Raw genomic sequence first — 19272 nt, forward strand, 5'->3', positions numbered from 1 at the left:
GAAACATGTTTAAAGAATGGAAAGCAATATTTAAAAAACCGACCTTTATCATTGTAATGATAGGGATTTCTCTCATTCCAGCTTTATACAACATTATATTTTTATCGTCCATGTGGGATCCATATGGTCAAGTATCGGAGTTACCTGTGGCAGTTGTCAATAAAGATAAGGAAGCTTCTTATAATGGACAGACAATGAGAATTGGTGAAGACATGGTGTCTAATTTAAAAGAAAATAAGGCTTTAGATTTTCACTTTGTTAATGAAGAGGAAGGGGAAAAAGGGCTAGAAGATGGTGACTACTACATGGTAGTGACTTTACCAAGTGATCTATCTGAAAAAGCTACTTCTATCCTAACGAATCATCCTGAACAGATGCAGATTGATTATCAGACGTCAAGTGGGCATAGCTTTATTGCAAGTAAGATGAGTGATTCTGCAATGACACAATTAAAACAAACCGTCTCTACTAATGTTACTGAAACGTACACTAAGGCTTTATTTCAAAAAATGAATGATTTGAAGTCTGGAATAAATAAGGCAGCTGAAGGAAGTGAACAATTGGCTAATGGAGCCGATCAGTTGGTAACGGGAAGTCAAACATTGACGACAAATCTTAATACTCTAGCTAACTCAAGTGTAACTTTTTCAAATGGAGCGGATCAATTTACAAAAGGCTTATCTAGCTATGTGTCTGCTACAGAGCAATTACATATTGGTTTAGGAACTTTTAATAATGGTTTACAAAGTTATACAAATGCTGTCTCACAAGTTGACACTGGACTTGGTCAATTATCTTCAAAAACTCCTGAGTTGGTGACAGGTGTAAATCAGCTAAATACAGGTATAAAGTCCTATACAGGTGGCGTTTCACAACTGGATACAGGTCTCAATCAATTTTCAGTTGGTGTAAATGCTTATACAAGTAGTGTGAAAGAACTTTCTAACGGAACAAGTCAATTATCCAACCAATCAGATACACTAAGGGATGGAATGGAGCAATTAAATACTGGTATTAAAGAAATTTCAAGCCAATTAGAGTCCTCATCTCAACAAAGTGAAGAAATAGCGCAATTGGCAACAAGCTTAGGAGAACTAAATAAAACACTACAAGCTCTTACAATATCAGATAATACTCAACTGAAAAGTACATTGTCAGAAGCTTTGCCAAATCTAACAACTCTTGCTCAGGATATTGTGACCAAAAGTCAGACAGAACAAGAGAAAACTATTGCTAACCTTCAATCAACAGCTACTTATCAATCTCTTACAGAGGAACAAAAGAAAGAACTGACAGAAGCTATTTCTAAAAATTCTAATTCTACTATTGAGTCAGCAAAAACAATTTTAACGACAGTAGGAGGATTAAAAGAAAGTATAGAGAATTCAGAACAACAAGTATCTAATCTATCTGATGTGCAGACGAAAGCAAATCAACTCTTACCTGCAGCATCTAGCTCCTTGACAACCTTGTCAAATGGATTTACAACATTACAAACTTCTGTAAATAATCAGTTAGTTCCTGGAAGTCAGTCAATTGAAAAAGGTGTTGTAAACTATACTAAAGGACTGGATACTATTTCTATTGGTGCTAATCAACTAAGTGAAAAGAATACAAGTTTAACAACTAGTCTAGATAAATTAGTTTCTGGATCAAGTAAGTTGACAGAAAATACATCAACCTTGACAGCTGGAGTAGATGCGTTAGCTGGAAAAGCTCCAGAATTAGTATCAGGTATAGAAAGTTTGTCATCTGGTTCTGCTCAATTGAATAATAAGAGTCCAGAGCTGATAGCAGGTATTACTAAATTACAATTTGGCTCTGGTCAATTAACAGACAAATCAACACAGTTACTTTCTGCAGCATCCCAACTAGGAAGTGGCGCTATGAAGATTGCAGATGGTGCTGGAAAACTAGCAACTGGTGGAACAACCTTAACCTCTGGGCTTGAAGATTTACAGACAGGAGTTGATTCATTAGGACAAGGATTAGGCAATGCTAATAATCAACTCAAATCAGCTTCAACAGAATCTAAAAATGCAGAAACATTATCTGAACCTCTAGTTCTTTCAAAAACAGACAACGACCAAGTTCCTGTGAATGGGATTGCCATGGCTCCTTATATGATATCAGTTGCTCTTTTTGTTGCTGCTATATCTACCAATATGATTTTTGCTAAGTTGCCTTCTGGACGTCATCCAGAGAGCCGTTGGGCTTGGTTGAAGTCTCGTTCTGAAATAAATGGGATTATAGCTGTCTTAGCAGGTGTTTTAGTTTATGGAGGTGTCCATCTTATTGGATTGACTGCGAACCATGAGATGAGGACCTTGATTCTAATTATAATCACAAGTTTAGCTTTCATGTCTATGGTGACAGCTTTAACAACTTGGAATAGCCGTATTGGAGCTTTCTTCTCTCTTATTTTACTTTTATTACAGTTAGCATCAAGTGCAGGGACCTATCCCCTTGCTTTGACAAATGATTTCTTCAAAGGTGTCAATCCTTGGTTACCAATGAGTTATTCTGTATCAGGCTTACGACAAACAATCTCTATGACAGGAAATATTCATCATCAAGTGATTTTCCTTATTATAACTCTAGCTTTCTTTACTGCTTTAGGTATGCTAGCTTACCAACCTAAGAAAATGGAAGAAGATTAAAAAGATTGGCCAAGAAATTGGTCAATCTTTTTCTGTCTTAGATAAATTTCGTCTGTGATTATAGATCCAAAAAAGAAGAAGGGCAGTTAGTGAGCAGGCTGCTCCAATAACAAAACCATTGGGGATAAAGGAAAGTGTAATGGTGCCTTTTCCTTTTGGAACATCAACTTTCATAAAACCAGTCTGAGCCTGCTTGATTTCAAGTTTTTTCCCATCTTGGTATGCAGACCAACCTTTGTCATAAGGAATAGTGAAGAAAATAGAGGTATCTTGTTTGACTTCATATGTAGCAAAGACTTTATTTTTAGAGGTGGATACTTCTACAGGTTGTTCTTTAATCTTTTGGATTGCTTCAGTAAGAGCCTGAGTATCTAAATGATAGAAGGTTGGAGATTCAAATGACACCTGAGAATTTCCAGGGAAACTAACACTGATATTGAAAGTTTGTTGTTTTTCAGTATAACCCAAATTAAAGAAATTAAATGCATTGTCAGTTGTAAAAGTCTTCTTTTCTCCATTGACAATGATGTCAACTTTCTTTTGCTTATCGTTTGTAAAATGAAGATTTGAAAAAGAGAGATAGACTTGACTATTTTGAGGAACCTCAATTTGATAATCAATCTTTGCATCTTCATTAGCAGAACCTGTGATGCTGGTTAAACCATCTGAAGTATCTGTTTTATCAGATGCTATTTGGGAGAAGTAATCTAAGTTGAGATTAGCAAGCTGGTTTATAAATAAAGCCTGATTATCTAGAGTGTGATTGTTAAAGTTTACATCTGTGTAAATAGATTGAGTGGCAAAGGCAATGGGTAAAGAGAGTTGATTTTTATATAAGGTTAAATGATCCTTTTGATAAATCTCTTGAAAGCCATACTTATCAAGTGAAGTTTCAGAAATATTGTACTGGATTCCAAATAAACTGTCTGCTAAAAGACTGTTATTTGCATAACGGAGATTGAGGTTGGTTCCAGAGGATTTGAATCCCAGTTTATCCAAACTAGTGCTAGCTGAGCGATTTCGTACAGACGAAAATTGAGAGATTCCATTGTAGTTAAATTTCATACTGTCATTTCCAGTCTGAATTTGCAGTTTTTCAGTACGTGTAAATGGATTGTCAACTTGGTTTAGAATGGATTCCATAGCGGTGATATCTCTATTATAGGCACTACGAGAAGCAAAGGCCCATTCTTTAGCTATTCCTTCCATTTGAGATGATGCATTTAAGCTTATCTCAGCTGTTATAAATAAAGACAAAAGGATTGCAAATAGATTTACAGAGATAAATTTTCTAATGACTGCAAGAAGTAAAAGAGCATAAACTAGTAAAAATTCAAGAGTGAGTAGGATATTCAAATCAGTTAAAAAAGAATAGTGTGATTTAAAATAGACAGTGGCCAAAAATCCTGTTAGTACAAGAAAAAGTGAGACAAATAGATTCCATAGCTTCAGTTCTTTCAGACGATTTAAGACTTCTGCTGCAGTATAAATTAACAGAGTGGAAAAAATCCAAGCATAGCGATGCAAAAACATATTTGGGGTATGCATCCCTTGCCAAAATAAATCAAGTGCCTCTATGTAAAAGCTTGTTATTAAAAAAGTAAAAAAAATTGCATAGATAAGTTTCACGTGAAACTTAATGGATTTTATTGTGAAAAATAGAATGGTCAAAATAAAGGGAAGCAATCCAACAAAAATCATTGGTATAGATCCATACTTAGTTGTATCAAAAGATCCAATGAATTGTTTTGCGAAAATATCCAGATACCAGCTACTGTCTGTTTTTAATTTTGTGATGGCAGTTAACTTCTCCCCATGAGTTTGTAAATCAAACAGTGTAGGAAGAGTCATAATCAAACTAACCATTCCTGCTAAAAAGGAGGTAACAACAAAATCAAGAAAAGATGATTTTCGAGTTTTAAAGTCCCAAGAAATTTGGCAGAGATACCAGAAAATAAGAAACAATGCTGTCATATACCCAAAATAATAATTTTGAATAAATAAGATTGACAAACTTGTAAAGTATAGTAGGCGCTTCTTTTGTGTTATAAGTAGGTGTAAACCAGTTATAATGAAAGGAATCAAGATAAAAACATCTAGCCAGGTTTTTATCTCTAACTGACTGACAGTGAAGCTCATTAAAGCATAGGAAGTAGATAAGGCAAGTTTTAAAAATTTTGGGATATCTTTAAATAATCTATTTAGACTAAAGAAGGTTGACAGACCAATCAATCCAAATTTTAAGAGAGTGGTTAGATAGACAGCATCTGGCATATTCGACAGATTAAAAAAGTAAACTAGGGGTGAAAGAAAACTACCCAAGTAATAACTAGATAGAGCATAGAAATTCAGTCCGAGGCCACTTGTAAAGGTGTAAAACAAACTACCATTTCCATGCAGAATATTTCGTAAAGCTACATCAAAAATAACGTATTGATGGAAACCGTCTCCTAATAGTGGAGATGCATCGCTATTCCAGTAGATACCTTGAGTTAGGTATACTCCAGTCATAATTACTAAAGGAATGATGAAAGAAACAAAATAGGTCCAATATGTTTTAAAAAATGATTTCATGTTACCTCGTAGAATGATAGAAAACTCAGTTGGTTACCCCAACTGAGTTTTGAAGTCTTATTTAATCTTTCCAAAGTTCTTTAACTTTTGCTTGTACTTCTGCATTTTCTAGGAATTCATCATAGGTTTCATCGATACGATCAATCACGCCATTCTTAGATAAAACAATGATATGGTTTGCCAAAGTTTGGATAAACTCGTGGTCATGACTGGCAAAGATGATTGATTCTTTAAAGTTTTTCAATCCATCGTTCAAGCTTGAGATAGATTCCAAGTCCAAGTGATTTGTTGGATCATCAAGTACAAGGACATTTGATTTCAAGAGCATGAGTTTTGAAAGCATGACACGTACTTTTTCTCCCCCTGACAAGACGTTTACAGGTTTGTTAACCTCATCTCCAGAAAAGAGCATACGACCGAGGAAACCACGTAGGAAGGTATTGTCATCTTCTTCTTTACTTGCAAATTGACGCAACCAGTCAAGGATTGACTCTCCTCCTGCAAAATCAGCCGAGTTGTCTTTTGGTAAGTAAGAACGGCTAGTAGTAACTCCCCACTTGACGGTTCCTTCATAGTCGATGTCATCCATGATTGCACGAATTAATGCAGTCGTTTGGATGTCATTTTGTCCAATAAGAGCTGTCTTATCACCTGGACGCAAGATGAAACTAATATTGTCTAGGATAGTTTCGCCATCAATCTTTACAGTTAAATTTTCTACTGTCAAGAGATCATTACCAATCTCACGTTCTGCTTTAAAGTTGATAAATGGATATTTACGACTAGATGGCACAATTTCTTCTAGTTCAATCTTGTCAAGCATTTTTTTACGAGATGTTGCTTGTCTTGATTTAGAAGCATTAGCAGAGAATCGAGCAACGAATTCTTGCAATTGCTTAATTTTTTCTTCTGCCTTGGCATTACGGTCTGCTAGCAATTTAGCAGCGAGTTCAGAAGATTCCTTCCAAAAGTCATAGTTTCCGACATAGAGTTTGATTTTTCCAAAGTCAAGGTCGGCCATATGAGTACACACTTTGTTTAAGAAGTGACGGTCGTGGGATACTACGATAACGGTGTTATCAAAATCAATCAAGAAGTCTTCTAACCAAGTAATCGATTGGATATCTAAACCATTGGTTGGCTCGTCCAAAAGAAGAACATCAGGTTTACCAAATAAGGCTTTAGCAAGGAGAACCTTCACTTTTTCACCATTGGCTAATTCGCTCATGTTTTGATAGTGCAATTCTTCTGGAATGTTTAGGTTTTGAAGTAGTTGAGACGCTTCACTTTCTGCTTCCCAACCTCCAAGTTCAGCAAATTCACCTTCGAGTTCGGCTGCACGAACACCATCTTCATCTGAAAAATCTTCCTTCATGTAAATGGCGTCTTTTTCTTTCATGATGTTGTAAAGTTTTTCATTTCCCATAATAACGACATCAATAACTCGCTCATCTTCATAGTCAAAATGATTTTGACGGAGAACAGAGAGACGTTCATCTGGACCAAGAGAGATGTGACCAGTTGTTGGCTCAATATCACCAGCTAAGATTTTTAAGAATGTAGACTTTCCAGCACCATTAGCACCAATCAATCCGTATGTATTTCCTTCTGTAAATTTGATATTGACATCATCAAAAAGTTTGCGATCACTAAAACGTAGTGAAACATCAGATACTGTAAGCAATGTTTTTCTCCTATAATATGTAATACATTTATTCTACTAGAAAAGAGAGAAATATTCAAATTTTTGTTTGTCAATTTTATGTCAATTAAGTTTACAGGTTTATTTACAATGAGTTAGTTGTTTGATTTAAATAATTTTCTGTTATTTTAACAAAAAAATGCTATAATTGAAGAGACCATTTCGAAGGAGAAAAAAATGACGAAACCCATTATTTTAACAGGAGATCGCCCAACAGGAAAACTGCATATTGGACATTATGTTGGGAGTCTTAAAAATAGAGTATTACTGCAGGAAGAAGACAAGTATGACATGTTTGTTTTTTTGGCGGACCAACAAGCATTGACAGATCACGCCAAAGATCCTCAAACGATTGTAGAATCGATTGGGAATGTTGCCTTGGATTATTTAGCAGTTGGATTGGATCCAAGTAAATCAACTATCTTTATTCAAAGTCAGATTCCAGAGTTAGCTGAACTGTCTATGTACTATATGAATTTGGTGTCACTAGCACGTTTAGAGCGCAATCCTACAGTGAAAACAGAGATCGCTCAGAAAGGGTTTGGAGAAAGTATTCCGACAGGATTTTTAGTTTATCCGATTGCGCAAGCAGCAGATATTACTGCCTTCAAGGCTAATTATGTTCCTGTTGGGACAGATCAGAAACCAATGATTGAGCAAGCTCGTGAGATTGTTCGTTCCTTTAATCATGCTTATAATTGTGAGGTCTTGGTAGAGCCGGAAGGTATTTATCCAGAAAATGAGAGAGCAGGACGTTTGCCTGGTTTAGATGGAAATGCTAAAATGTCTAAATCCCTTAATAATGGTATTTATCTAGCAGATGATGCGGATACGTTGCGTAAAAAAGTCATGAGCATGTATACTGATCCGGATCATATTCGAGTGGAGGATCCAGGTAAGATTGAAGGAAATATGGTTTTCCATTATCTAGATGTGTTTGGTCGTCCAGAAGATGCTCAAGACATTGCGGATATGAAAGAACATTATCAACGTGGTGGTCTTGGTGATGTAAAGACGAAACGTTATCTACTTGAAATATTAGAACGCGAACTTGGCCCTATTCGTGAGCGCCGTATCGAATTTGCTAAGGATATGGGAGAAGTGTACAATATGCTTCAAAAAGGTAGTGAGAAAGCGCGTGAAGTTGCAGGTCAAACCCTATCTGAGGTTAAAGGAGCAATGGGACTAAATTATTTTAAATAATAGATAAAATATGAATCATAAAGCTATCTCTTCCATAGGATCACAGGGATAGTTTTTTTATGATTTCTACCATAAATATAATTGACAAATTTTCATAGAATGGTATGATAGATACAATACAAAAAGAGTCAAGCTCAAAAAGAAAGAAAAGAGGAAACTTCAATGTCTAATTGGGATACTAAATTTTTAAAAAAAGGTTTTACCTTTGATGATGTATTGCTCATTCCAGCAGAAAGTCATGTGTTGCCTAATGATGCAGATTTAACAACAAAATTGGCAGATAATCTGACTTTAAATATCCCAATTATAACAGCCGCCATGGATACAGTCACAGAAAGTCAAATGGCTATTGCCATTGCTCGTGCGGGTGGTCTTGGAGTAATCCATAAAAATATGTCTATTGCGCAACAGGCAGATGAAGTTCGCAAGGTAAAACGTTCTGAAAATGGTGTTATTATTGATCCATTCTTCTTGACTCCAGAACACACTATTGCTGAAGCAGATGAACTGATGGGACGTTACCGTATCAGTGGTGTTCCAGTTGTGGAGACACTTGAAAATCGTAAATTGGTTGGTATTCTAACAAACCGAGATCTTCGCTTTATTTCAGATTACAATCAGCCAATCTCAAACCATATGACCAGTGAAAATCTTGTTACTGCTCCTGTTGGTACAGACCTTGCAACAGCTGAAAGTATTCTTCAAGAACACCGTATTGAAAAACTTCCTTTGGTTGATGAAGAAGGTCGTCTTTCTGGCTTGATTACTATTAAAGATATCGAAAAAGTAATTGAATTTCCTAATGCAGCAAAAGATGAGTTTGGTCGTCTTCTAGTTGCTGGTGCAGTAGGTGTTACTTCAGATACATTTGAACGTGCAGAGGCTCTTTTTGAAGCAGGAGCGGATGCGATTGTTATTGATACTGCACATGGTCATTCTGCAGGTGTCTTGCGTAAAATTGCTGAGATTCGTGCTCACTTCCCAGACCGCACTTTGATTGCGGGTAATATTGCCACTGCAGAAGGTGCGCGTGCTCTTTATGATGCAGGTGTAGATGTTGTCAAAGTCGGTATCGGACCAGGTTCTATTTGTACCACTCGCGTGATTGCAGGGGTTGGTGTTCCACAAGTGACAGCAATCTATGATGCAGCAGCAGTTGCGCGTGAATATGGAAAAACAATCATTGCTGATGGTGGAATCAAGTATTCTGGAGATATTGTAAAAGCCCTTGCTGCAGGTGGAAATGCGGTTATGCTTGGATCAATGTTCGCTGGAACAGACGAAGCACCAGGTGAAACGGAAATCTTCCAAGGACGTAAGTTTAAAACTTACCGTGGTATGGGATCAATCGCTGCAATGAAGAAAGGTTCAAGTGACCGTTACTTCCAAGGTTCTGTCAATGAAGCAAACAAACTTGTTCCAGAAGGAATTGAAGGACGTGTTGCCTATAAAGGTGCAGCAGCTGATATTGTCTTCCAAATGATTGGTGGTATTCGCTCTGGTATGGGTTACTGTGGTGCAGCTAACCTTAAAGAATTACACGACAACGCTCAATTTATTGAAATGTCTGGGGCTGGTCTAAAAGAAAGCCATCCTCATGATGTACAAATCACTAATGAGGCACCAAACTACTCTATGTAAGTAGTAAAAAAGAACTCCTGATTTTCAGGAGTTCTTTTTGTTTACAAAGTTGTCAATCTTGATTTACAGAAATTTTACCTTTTTGAATGTTGAAAATACTAAGGTTTTCTGGCAAGTTTTGTAAGTGGTCTAAACTTGTTGTTGTAATAAAGGTTTGGATAGATTGAGAAATGGTTTCTAGTAATTTTAGTTGCCGTGTATTGTCAAGTTCGCTCATAACATCATCGAGCAAGAGTATCGGAGACTCGTTGGTAATACTTTCCATTAGCTCGATCTCTGCTAGTTTGATAGAGAGAACAAGACTACGATGTTGACCTTGGCTTCCAAAACTAGCATCCATACCATTGATATAAAAAGAAATATCATCTCGATGAGGGCCAACTCCAGTATTCTTTTTAAATAAATCTCTGGATCTGCTTTTCTCCAAAGCAATTTTAAAAGAATTTGTTAGCTGTTCTTCATCAGTGAAGTTGACAGATGATTGATAAGATATTGACAACTCTTCCAATTTATTTGAAATTTCTAAGTGTTTTTTTTGACCAAATTTCTCTAAGTCTTTAATGAATTTTATCCGATGCTTTATAACGCGACAACCATACTCTATTAACTGATCATCTAAGACTGACAGAAATGTTTCATCAATCTTCTGGCTGGATTTTAGATAAGTATTTCTTTGCTTGAGTATGTGATTATAGTTTGACAAGTCTGACAAGTAGATTGGTTTAATTTGTCCTAGTTCGATGTCTATAAACTTTCGACGGACAGAAGGTGCTCCCTTAATTAGCTGGAGATCTTCAGGTGCGAAGAGGACAACATTCATATGTCCGATGTAGTCTGATAGGCGAGCTTGTTTTAAGTGATTGACCTTAGTCACACGCCCTTTGGGCGTTAAATCAATTTCTAGAGGGATAGAGCTTGTTTTTTTCTGTAGCAAGCCAGAAAGATGGAGTTGCTCGTTATCAAAATGAATGAGATTTTTATCTGTACGAGTCCGATGACTACGTGTCAAGGCTAAGAAATAGATTGCTTCTAGAATATTGGTTTTTCCTTGTGCATTTTGACCTAGAAAGACATTTAATTTTGGATTGAAATCAATTTTTGCCTCTTTATAGTTTCGAAAGGTTTTAATTGTTAAATGTTGGAGCCACATGGTTATCTTCCTGGAAAACGTGGAACTTGTTTGGTTTTAGGTGATGAAGAAGTTTTTTGTTTTTCTTTCTTGACACCTTTATTCATCTCTTTGACAAGTTTAGCAATTCGTTCTTTCTCAATCTTATCTGCTTGATACTCTTCTTGCTCTTTTAAACTTGGTTGTGTCAAGGTGATGTCAATCTTTAAATCAGGAATGTCAATCGTATCTCCAACACGAATTTTTTTCCCACGTCTACTTTCTAACTCACCATTAAAGTAAACTTGATGATCTATTAAAAAGGATTTGATAGCACCACCGCTTTGTATAATTCCAAGTTCTTTTAGGAGGGCTTGGAGCGTAATAAATTCTTCAAATAATTTGTATTCCATAATTCACCTCAATCTTTGGTATTATACCATATTTTCCTTGAAATAGCTGAAGGAAAGTTAGCTGAAATGAAAACGGTTTTACTCTTTAAAGCTATAAAGAGAACAAGAAAAATTTTGATTTTCGTGGTATAATAGAACTCTATATGTAAGGAGGTAAGGTATGGAATTAGTGCCTGGAATTTCAGCACATTTTGTTCAATCCAAAAAGTTTAAAACAAATAAAATCACTATTCGTTTTACTGCTCCCTTATCTCTTGAGACAATAGCAGGACGCATGTTAAGTGCGAGTATGTTGGAGACGGCAAATCAAGCTTATCCCACATCACAAGCATTTCGCAGATACTTGGCAAGTTTATATGGAACAGATATTTCCACAAGTGCTTATCGTAGAGGACAAGCACATATTCTTGACTTAACATTTACCTACGTGCGAGATGAGTTCTTGAGTAAAAAAAATGTCTTGACTTCTCGAATTTTGGAATTAGTAAAACAGACTTTATTTGCTCCCTTAGCTCAAGATGGTGCTTTTGAGCCAGCTTTATTTGAAATTGAAAGAAAACAGTTATTGGCTAGTCTAGCTACTGATATGGATGATTCATTTTATTTTGCTCATAAGGAGTTGGATAGCTTGTTCTTCCATGATGAGCGTCTTCAATTGAGATACAGTGATTTACGAAATAGCATTTCAAATGAGTCTCCAGAAAGTAGCTACACGTGCTTTCAAAATGCTCTGAAGAATGATCGTATTGATTTCTTTTTCTTAGGTGATTTTAATGAAGTAGAAATCACAGAATCGCTGAAGTCATTACCCTTTACAGCTAGAGAGAACGACGTCACTATCCAGTACCATCAATCTTATTCGAATGTCCTAAGAGAGGGAATGGTTCAGAGGAATGTTGGGCAATCCATTTTGGAAATGGGCTATCATTCTCCTATAAAATATGGTGATGTTCAGCATCTGCCCATGCTTGTTATGAATGGTTTGTTGGGTGAATTTGCACATTCGAAACTTTTTACAAACGTTCGTGAAAATGCTGGAATAGCCTATACAGTCTCTAGTCAATTGGATTTATTTAGTGGTCTGTTAAGGATGTATGCGGGTATTGATAGAGAAAATCGAAATCAGGCTAGAAAAATGATGAATCATCAATTGCTAGATCTGAAAAAGGGTAACTTTACAGATTTTGAGCTTGAACAAACCAAGGAGATGATTCGACGATCTTTGTTGATGGCTCAAGATAATCAACAGACCTTAGTTGAAAGAGTCTATTTGAATGCTCTATTGGGGAAATCAAGCTTTGATATTGATCGATTGGTGGCAAAATTAGAGAGTGTTGATAAAGAAGCTGTATGTAAAGTTGCCAATAGTTTGAAGTTACAAGCGATTTACTTTATGGAAGGAGTAGAATGACAAAGGTTACTTTTGAAGAAAAATACTATCCTGCTGTAAAGGAAACAGTCTACAAAACACAATTGTCAAATGGATTGACAGTTTCTTTACTCCCTAAACAAGATTTCAATGAGGTTTATGGGATTGTAACAGTTCAATTTGCTTCTGTAGATGCAACTTATACAAGCTTGGAAAAAGGTTTACGTCATCATCCAGCAGGAATTGCACATTTTCTTGAACATAAATTGTTTGAAAGAGAAAATTCTGAGGATATAATGGCTGCTTTTACTCGATTAGGTGCGGACAGTAATGCCTTTACAAGCTTTACTAAGACCAGCTATCTTTTTTCAACAATTGACCATCTATTAGAGAATTTAGATTTGCTAGATGAGTTAGTCGGAGATGTTCATTTTACAGAAGAATCAGTTTTAAGGGAACAGGATATTATCCAGCAAGAACGAGAAATGTACCAAGATGATCCAGATTCACGCTTGTTTTTTGCAACATTAGCCAACCTTTATCCTGATACTCCTTTAGCAACAGATATAGTTGGAAGTGAAAAATCAATTTCTGAGATTCAAGTTTCAAATTTAAAAGAGAATTTTACAGAGTTTTACAAACCTGTCAACATGTCACTGTTTTTAGTTGGAAATATTGATGTAAAAGTTGTTGAGGAATACTTTTCGAAAAAGGGAAAGGAAGTTTCAAACCAGTTTACGGTTTCAAAAGAGCAACTACCCTTGCAGCCTGTGAAGCAAACAGATAGTCTTCGGATGGAAGTTTCTTCACCCAAACTTGCTGTTGCGATTAGAGGTAATGGGCAAATAATAGAAGCTGAGTCTTATCGTTACAATATTTTATTGAAATTACTATTTACGATGATGTTTGGTTGGACTTCTGATCGTTTTCAAAGGTTATATGAGTCTGGGAAGTTAGACGCGTCATTGTCACTTGAGGTTGAAGTCAATAGTCGCTTTCATTTTGTGATATTGACAATGGACACCAAAGAGCCTGTTTCTCTGTCACATCAATTTCGTAAAGCGATTCGTCAGTTTAGTAGTGATGCGGATATTACCGAGGAGCATTTAGATCTTGTTAAGAGTGAGATGTTTGGTGAGTTTTTCAGTAGCATGAACTCCTTGGAATTTATTGCAACTCAATACGATCCGATGGATCGCGGAGAAACAATTTTTGATTTTCCGAAAATTTTACAGGAAATTACTTTGGAGGATGTTCTAGAAGCTGGACATCGTTTGATTGATAATGGTGATCTAGTTGATTTTACAATCTTTCCAGCTTAAAAGATGACTAATACTAGAAAGAAGGAATGGTACGTATGAGAAAAAAAACAATTGGCGAGGTTCTACGTTTAGCTAGAATTAACCAGGGATTGAGTCTGGAAGAATTACAGGAAAAAACTGAAATTCAGTTGCATTTTCTAGAAGCTATGGAGGCAGATGATTTTGATCAACTTCCTAGTACCTTCTATGCTCGTTCTTTTTTAAGAAAATATGCCTGGGCAGTAGAGTTAGATGAAAGAATTGTTTTGGATGCATATGATTCAGGCAGTATGATTACCTACGAAGAGGTAGATGTCGATGAAGAAGACTTATCTGGTCGCAGACGATCAAATAAGAAAAAAACGTCTTATCTCCCCTTGTTTTATTTCGTTCTATTTGCTTTGTCAATTTTAATTTTTGTGACTTACTATGTTTGGAACTACATCCAAACTCAGCCAAGTCCTTCTTCAGCTAACTATAGTGTTGTGAACTCAACTAGTTCAACAACCTCATCTAGTTCATCTTCTAGTAGTCAGGTATCAAGCTCATCTTCTACTGCGGAATCAACTATTACCGTTTCAGGTGAAGGGAACCGCATTGAAGCTCGCTATAAAACGAGTAAGGAAACAGCTACGGTTCAGCTGACTGTTTCGGATGCAACTAGCTGGGTAAGTGTTTCAGGAAGTGAGCTGGAGGGTGGTGTGACACTATCCGCAGACAATAAGAATGCAAAAACAACAGTTTCAACTAAGAATCCCGTTACCATTACTTTAGGTGTAGTGAAGGGAGTTACTGTGACTGTGGACAATCAAACGATTGATACTTCGAAGCTGACAACTCAGACTGGAACTGTAACACTTACATTTACTACAGATTAAGGAAAAATCAATGAAAAAAGAACAAATTCCTAATGTATTAACTATTGGTAGAATTCTCTTTATACCTCTCTTTATTCTTATTTTGACTTTGGGCCATTCACAAGGCAGTCATTTGCTGGCAGCGATCATCTTTGCAGTTGCTAGTGTAACGGATTATCTTGATGGCTACCTTGCTCGTAAATGGAATGTAGTCAGCAATTTTGGAAAATTTGCTGATCCGATGGCTGATAAGCTGTTGGTTATGTCAGCTTTTATCATGTTGATTGAGTTAGGTATGGCTCCAGCTTGGGTTGTTGCTATTATCATCTGTCGTGAACTTGCGGTGACAGGCTTACGCTTGTTGCTTGTTGAGACGGGAGGGACAGTTCTAGCAGCAGCGATGCCAGGGAAAATCAAGACCTTTAGTCAGATGTTTGCTATTATCTTTTTGCTCTTACATTGGAATTTAATTGGTCAGCTGTTGCTTTATATCGCTTTGTTTTTCACTATCTACTCTGGTTATGATTATTTCAAGGGTAGCGCTCATGTATTCAAAGGGACATTTGGTTCGAAATGAAATCGATTATTGAAGTAAAAAATCTGTCTTTTCGTTACAAAGAAGACCAGGAACATTATGACGTTAATAATGTCTCGTTTCACTTGAAACGGGGAGAATGGCTTTCGATTGTAGGTCATAATGGGAGTGGAAAATCGACAACTATCCGTTTGATTGATGGCTTGCTTGAAGCGGAGTCTGGGGAAATCTGGATAGATGGCCAACTGCTGTCCTCTGAGAACGTTTGGGACTTGCGTCGACAAATTGGTATGGTTTTTCAAAATCCAGATAACCAATTTGTGGGGGCGACTGTTGAAGATGATGTTGCCTTTGGTTTAGAAAATCAGGGACTTCCTCGTGAAGAAATGAAGAAGAGAGTGACTGAATCTTTGGAGTTGGTGGGGATGCTGGACTTTAAGAAGAGAGAACCAACTCGTTTATCTGGTGGACAAAAACAGCGGGTGGCCATTGCAGGAGTTGTTGCCCTGAGGCCAGCTATTTTAATTCTAGATGAGGCTACAAGTATGTTGGACCCCGAGGGACGAAGAGAACTGATTCAGACAGTTCAAGAGATTCGAAAAGACAACCAGATGACAGTCATCTCCATTACACATGATTTAGAGGAAGTTGCGATGAGTGACCGTGTCTTGGTCATGAAAAAAGGCCAAGTGGAGTCAACCAGCAGCCCAAGAGAACTTTTTTCTCGGGATGACCTTGACCAGATAGGGTTAGATGAGCCTTTTACTAATCAATTGAGAGAATCTTTGAGAGAGACTGGTTATCAGTTGCTGGATGGCTATTTGACAGAAGGAGAGCTAGAGGACAAGTTATGGGAATTACTCTAGAAAATGTGAGCTTTACTTATCAAGAGGGGACTCCCCTATCTTCATCAGCCTTGACTGATGTTTCTTTGACGATTGAGGATGGTTCCTATACAGCTTTAGTAGGGCACACAGGTAGTGGGAAATCAACGATTTTACAGCTTTTAAATGGCCTATTGGTACCAAGTAAGGGCTCTGTTCGAGTTTTCGATACCGTCATTACACCTACATCAACCAACAAAGAAATTCGTCAGATTCGAAAGCAGGTTGGTCTAGTGTTTCAATTTGCTGAAAATCAGATTTTCGAAGAGACTGTTTTGAAAGATGTTGCATTTGGACCGCAAAATTTTGGAGTTTCTGAGGAAGAGGCTAAGAAAATTGCGCGTGAAAAGTTAGCCTTGGTAGGCATCGATGAGTCACTCTTTGAGCGCAGTCCTTTTGAACTTTCGGGTGGCCAAATGAGACGTGTGGCTATAGCAGGTATGCTAGCCATGGAGCCAACTGTCTTGGTTTTGGATGAGCCGACAGCAGGACTTGATCCTTTGGGCAGAAAAGAATTGATGACCTTATTTAAAAAACTCCACCTTTCTGGAATGACAATCGTTCTGGTAACGCATTTGATGGATGATGTAGCTGCATATGCTGATCAGGCCTATGTTATGGAAAAGGGACGTTTGGTCAAAAGTGGCAAACCGAGCGAAGTTTTCCAAGATGTAGCCTCTATGGAAAAAGTACAGTTAGGTGTGCCTAAAATCACAGCCTTTTGTAAACGTTTGGCAGATAGAGGTGTAGCTTTTAAAAAATTGCCAATCAAGATAGAGGAGTTTAAGGAGTCGCTAAATGGATAGTATGATTTTAGGGCGTTATATACCGGGGAATTCCATCATTCATCGCTTGGATCCACGTAGTAAATTGCTTGCCATGATCCTGTTGATTTTGATTGTATTTTGGGCCAATAATCCCCTCACCAATGTCATTCTGTTTGTAGCGACAGGTATATTTATCGCTTTGTCAGGCGTTTCTCTCTCATTTTTCGTTCAGGGATTAAAATCCATGTTCTTCTTGATCGCCTTTACGACTCTTTTTCAGCTCTTTTTCATTTCAAGTGGAAATGTCCTATTTGAGTTTTCTTTTATAAAAATAACGGATTATGCTCTGCAGCAAGCAGGAATCATTTTCTGTCGTTTTGTGTTGATTATTTTCTTTTCAACCTTGCTGACATTAACGACCATGCCTTTGAGTCTGGCAGCTGCAGTTGAAGCTCTTTTAGCACCGCTGAAACGCGTGAAAGTTCCCGTTCATGAAATTGGTCTCATGTTATCAATGAGTTTGCGTTTTGTTCCAACCTTGATGGATGACACGACGAGAATTATGAATGCTCAAAAAGCTCGTGGAGTTGACTTTGGCGAAGGTAGCATCGTTCAAAAAGTAAAGGCTATGATTCCAATTTTAATTCCTCTTTTTGCGACTAGTTTAAAGCGAGCAGATTCATTGGCAATAGCCATGGAAGCGCGTGGTTATCAAGGAGGAAAGGGTAGAAGTCAGTATAGACAGTTGAGATGGAGTCAAAAGGATACACTGGCAATTCTTGTGATTTTGGTACTGGGATGTTTCTTATTTTTCTTAAAATCTTAGCAGGTTTGTAGGATTGATAAGAAGCTCACAGTAGCAGGTTTTTAGTATAAAGGTAGGAATATGAACCGTTTTAAAAAATCAAAATATCTAATCATCGTTTTTGTCACAGTTCTGGCAGTTTCTGTACTATTAGTGACAACCTATTCAAGCGCTATTGTGACGAAACTAGGAGATGGGATTTCCTTGGTAGATAGAATTGTTCAAAAACCCTTTCAGTGGTTTGATACTTTCAAATCGGATTTGGGACATTTGACGCAGACTTACAATGAAAATGAGAGTCTAAAGAAACAACTTTATCAACTAGAGGTGGAGTCTAATCAATCAGAAAGTTTAAAAAATGAAAATGAACAATTACGTCAGTTGCTGGATATGAAGTCAAAATTGCAGGCTACAAAAACCATTGCAGCAGATGTGATTATGCGAGCTCCAGTATCTTGGAAACAAGAGTTAACAATTGATGCGGGAAGTTCAAAAGGAGCATCTGAAAATATGTTGGCCATTGCAAACGGGGGTTTGATTGGTAGTGTTTCAAAGGTGGAGGATCATTCAACAACGATCAACCTATTGACAAACACCGAAAATTCAGACAAAATTTCTGTTAAAATCCTGCATGGTTCTACTGAAATTTACGGGATTATCGTTGGTTATGATAAGGAGTCAGAACTGCTTAAAATTAGCCAATTAAATAGTAACAGCGACATTAGCGCAGGAGACAAGGTGACTACAGGGGGGCTCGGAAACTTTAATGTTAAGGATATCCCTGTTGGAGAGGTTGTTGCTACAACACACAGCAGTGATTATCTAACAAAGGAAGTAACAGTCAAGTTAAGTGCTGACACCAAAAATCTTCATGTGGTAGAGTTAGTGGGGAATTAGCAATGAGACTGTTAAAACAAATTGGTATTTTCTTTTTACTCCCTTTTGTCGTACTAATTGATGCACATATTGGACAATTAGCGGGATCCTTCTTCCCTCACTTTCATTTAGCAAGTCATTTTCTGTTTTTATTTCTCTTGTTTGAGACAATTGAGGTTTCAGAATATCTCTATCTAGCTTATTGCTGTATAGCGGGTTTGGTGTACGATATCTATTTTTTTCACTTGATAGGAATTGCAACACTTCTATTTATCTTGATAGGAGCTTCGCTCCATAAATTTAATAGTGTAATTTTGCTAAACCGTTGGACAAGAATGTTAACAATAGTTGTGATGAGTTTCCTATTTGATATGGGGAGCTATCTCCTTGCCCTTGCTATGGGATTGACAGTAGAATCGATGCCAGTTTTCATCGTCTATAGTCTTGTCCCATCAATGATTTTAAATTTTTTATGGATGCTTATTTTCCAATATATTTTTGAAAAGTGTTATCTATAAGAAAGAAATAAAAATGTAACAAAGGCGTAATATTTATTATGTCTTTTTTTGGTATACTA

At 37.0% G+C, this 19272-nt stretch carries 16 protein-coding genes; 12 read left to right on the forward strand and 4 right to left on the reverse strand.

All coding sequences use genetic code 11. The features are described from left to right. Positions 1-5 precede the first annotated feature (5 nt). Positions 6-2660, forward strand: a complete 2655-nt coding sequence (locus B7717_RS03735) for a YhgE/Pip domain-containing protein (RefSeq protein WP_084944231.1) — start codon at positions 6-8, stop codon at positions 2658-2660. 21 nt (positions 2661-2681) lie between these two features. On the opposite strand, the gene B7717_RS03740 is transcribed toward B7717_RS03735, so the two are convergent. Together B7717_RS03740 and B7717_RS03745 are read right to left on the reverse strand one after the other, a co-directional pair. Further along, positions 2682-5234 carry a YfhO family protein gene (locus tag B7717_RS03740; protein ID WP_084944232.1) on the reverse strand — a complete coding sequence of 851 codons (2553 nt, stop codon included), beginning with the start codon at positions 5232-5234 and terminating at the stop codon, positions 2682-2684. Positions 5235-5295: 61 nt separating this feature from the next. Further along, positions 5296-6918 (reverse strand): ATP-binding cassette domain-containing protein, encoded by a 1623-nt coding sequence (locus B7717_RS03745; RefSeq protein WP_000958788.1) that lies wholly within the window; start codon positions 6916-6918, stop codon positions 5296-5298. A 195-nt stretch (positions 6919-7113) separates the two neighbouring features. Between B7717_RS03745 and trpS the strand changes: the two genes are divergently transcribed. Together trpS and guaB are read left to right on the forward strand one after the other, a co-directional pair. Further along, positions 7114-8139 carry a tryptophan--tRNA ligase gene (gene trpS / locus B7717_RS03750; protein ID WP_084944233.1) on the forward strand — a complete coding sequence of 342 codons (1026 nt, stop codon included), beginning with the start codon at positions 7114-7116 and terminating at the stop codon, positions 8137-8139. Between the two features lie 162 nt (positions 8140-8301). Next, on the forward strand, positions 8302-9780 hold the full coding sequence (gene guaB / locus B7717_RS03755) for an IMP dehydrogenase (RefSeq protein WP_000073416.1): 1479 nt from the start codon (positions 8302-8304) through the stop codon (positions 9778-9780). 52 nt (positions 9781-9832) lie between these two features. On the opposite strand, the gene recF is transcribed toward guaB, so the two are convergent. Continuing rightward, on the reverse strand, positions 9833-10930 hold the full coding sequence (recF, locus tag B7717_RS03760; protein WP_084944234.1) for a DNA replication/repair protein RecF: 1098 nt from the start codon (positions 10928-10930) through the stop codon (positions 9833-9835). A gap of 2 nt (positions 10931-10932) precedes the next feature. Next, complete coding sequence (gene yaaA, locus B7717_RS03765) at positions 10933-11301, reverse strand: S4 domain-containing protein YaaA (protein WP_084944235.1); 369 nt, start codon at positions 11299-11301, stop codon at positions 10933-10935. Positions 11302-11461: 160 nt separating this feature from the next. On the opposite strand from yaaA, the gene yfmF reads away from it, so the two are divergent. From yfmF to mreD, 9 genes are read left to right on the forward strand one after another with little or no spacing between them, the layout of a single operon-like run. Further along, entirely contained in the window at positions 11462-12712 is a 1251-nt protein-coding gene (yfmF, locus tag B7717_RS03770; RefSeq protein WP_084944236.1) for an EF-P 5-aminopentanol modification-associated protein YfmF, read from the forward strand. Next, on the forward strand, positions 12709-13992 hold the full coding sequence (gene yfmH, locus B7717_RS03775) for an EF-P 5-aminopentanol modification-associated protein YfmH (RefSeq protein ID WP_084944237.1): 1284 nt from the start codon (positions 12709-12711) through the stop codon (positions 13990-13992). Before yfmF ends, yfmH begins: the two co-directional genes overlap by 4 nt. Before the next feature lie 35 nt (positions 13993-14027). Further along, a complete protein-coding gene (rodZ, locus tag B7717_RS03780) occupies positions 14028-14849 on the forward strand; it encodes a cytoskeleton protein RodZ (RefSeq protein WP_162287131.1) in 822 nt (273 codons plus the stop codon). A 10-nt stretch (positions 14850-14859) separates the two neighbouring features. Then, a complete protein-coding gene (gene pgsA, locus B7717_RS03785; protein WP_042903077.1) occupies positions 14860-15405 on the forward strand; it encodes a CDP-diacylglycerol--glycerol-3-phosphate 3-phosphatidyltransferase in 546 nt (181 codons plus the stop codon). Then, positions 15402-16229 carry an energy-coupling factor ABC transporter ATP-binding protein gene (locus B7717_RS03790; RefSeq protein ID WP_084944239.1) on the forward strand — a complete coding sequence of 276 codons (828 nt, stop codon included), beginning with the start codon at positions 15402-15404 and terminating at the stop codon, positions 16227-16229. Before pgsA ends, B7717_RS03790 begins: the two co-directional genes overlap by 4 nt. Continuing rightward, the gene (locus tag B7717_RS03795) at positions 16214-17053 is read left to right on the forward strand and encodes an energy-coupling factor transporter ATPase (protein ID WP_084944240.1); all 840 of its coding nucleotides are present in this window, start codon (positions 16214-16216) and stop codon (positions 17051-17053) included. Before B7717_RS03790 ends, B7717_RS03795 begins: the two co-directional genes overlap by 16 nt. Beyond that, a complete protein-coding gene (locus B7717_RS03800) occupies positions 17046-17840 on the forward strand; it encodes an energy-coupling factor transporter transmembrane component T family protein (RefSeq protein ID WP_084944241.1) in 795 nt (264 codons plus the stop codon). The genes B7717_RS03795 and B7717_RS03800 overlap by 8 nt, the downstream gene beginning before the upstream one ends. A gap of 60 nt (positions 17841-17900) precedes the next feature. Then, the gene (gene mreC, locus B7717_RS03805; protein ID WP_001078970.1) at positions 17901-18716 is read left to right on the forward strand and encodes a rod shape-determining protein MreC; all 816 of its coding nucleotides are present in this window, start codon (positions 17901-17903) and stop codon (positions 18714-18716) included. A gap of 2 nt (positions 18717-18718) precedes the next feature. Then, complete coding sequence (gene mreD, locus B7717_RS03810) at positions 18719-19213, forward strand: rod shape-determining protein MreD (RefSeq protein WP_084856392.1); 495 nt, start codon at positions 18719-18721, stop codon at positions 19211-19213. Positions 19214-19272: the final 59 nt, after the last annotated feature.

The organism is Streptococcus oralis subsp. oralis (genome assembly GCF_002096495.1).
Lineage (GTDB): Bacteria > Bacillota > Bacilli > Lactobacillales > Streptococcaceae > Streptococcus > Streptococcus oralis_CU.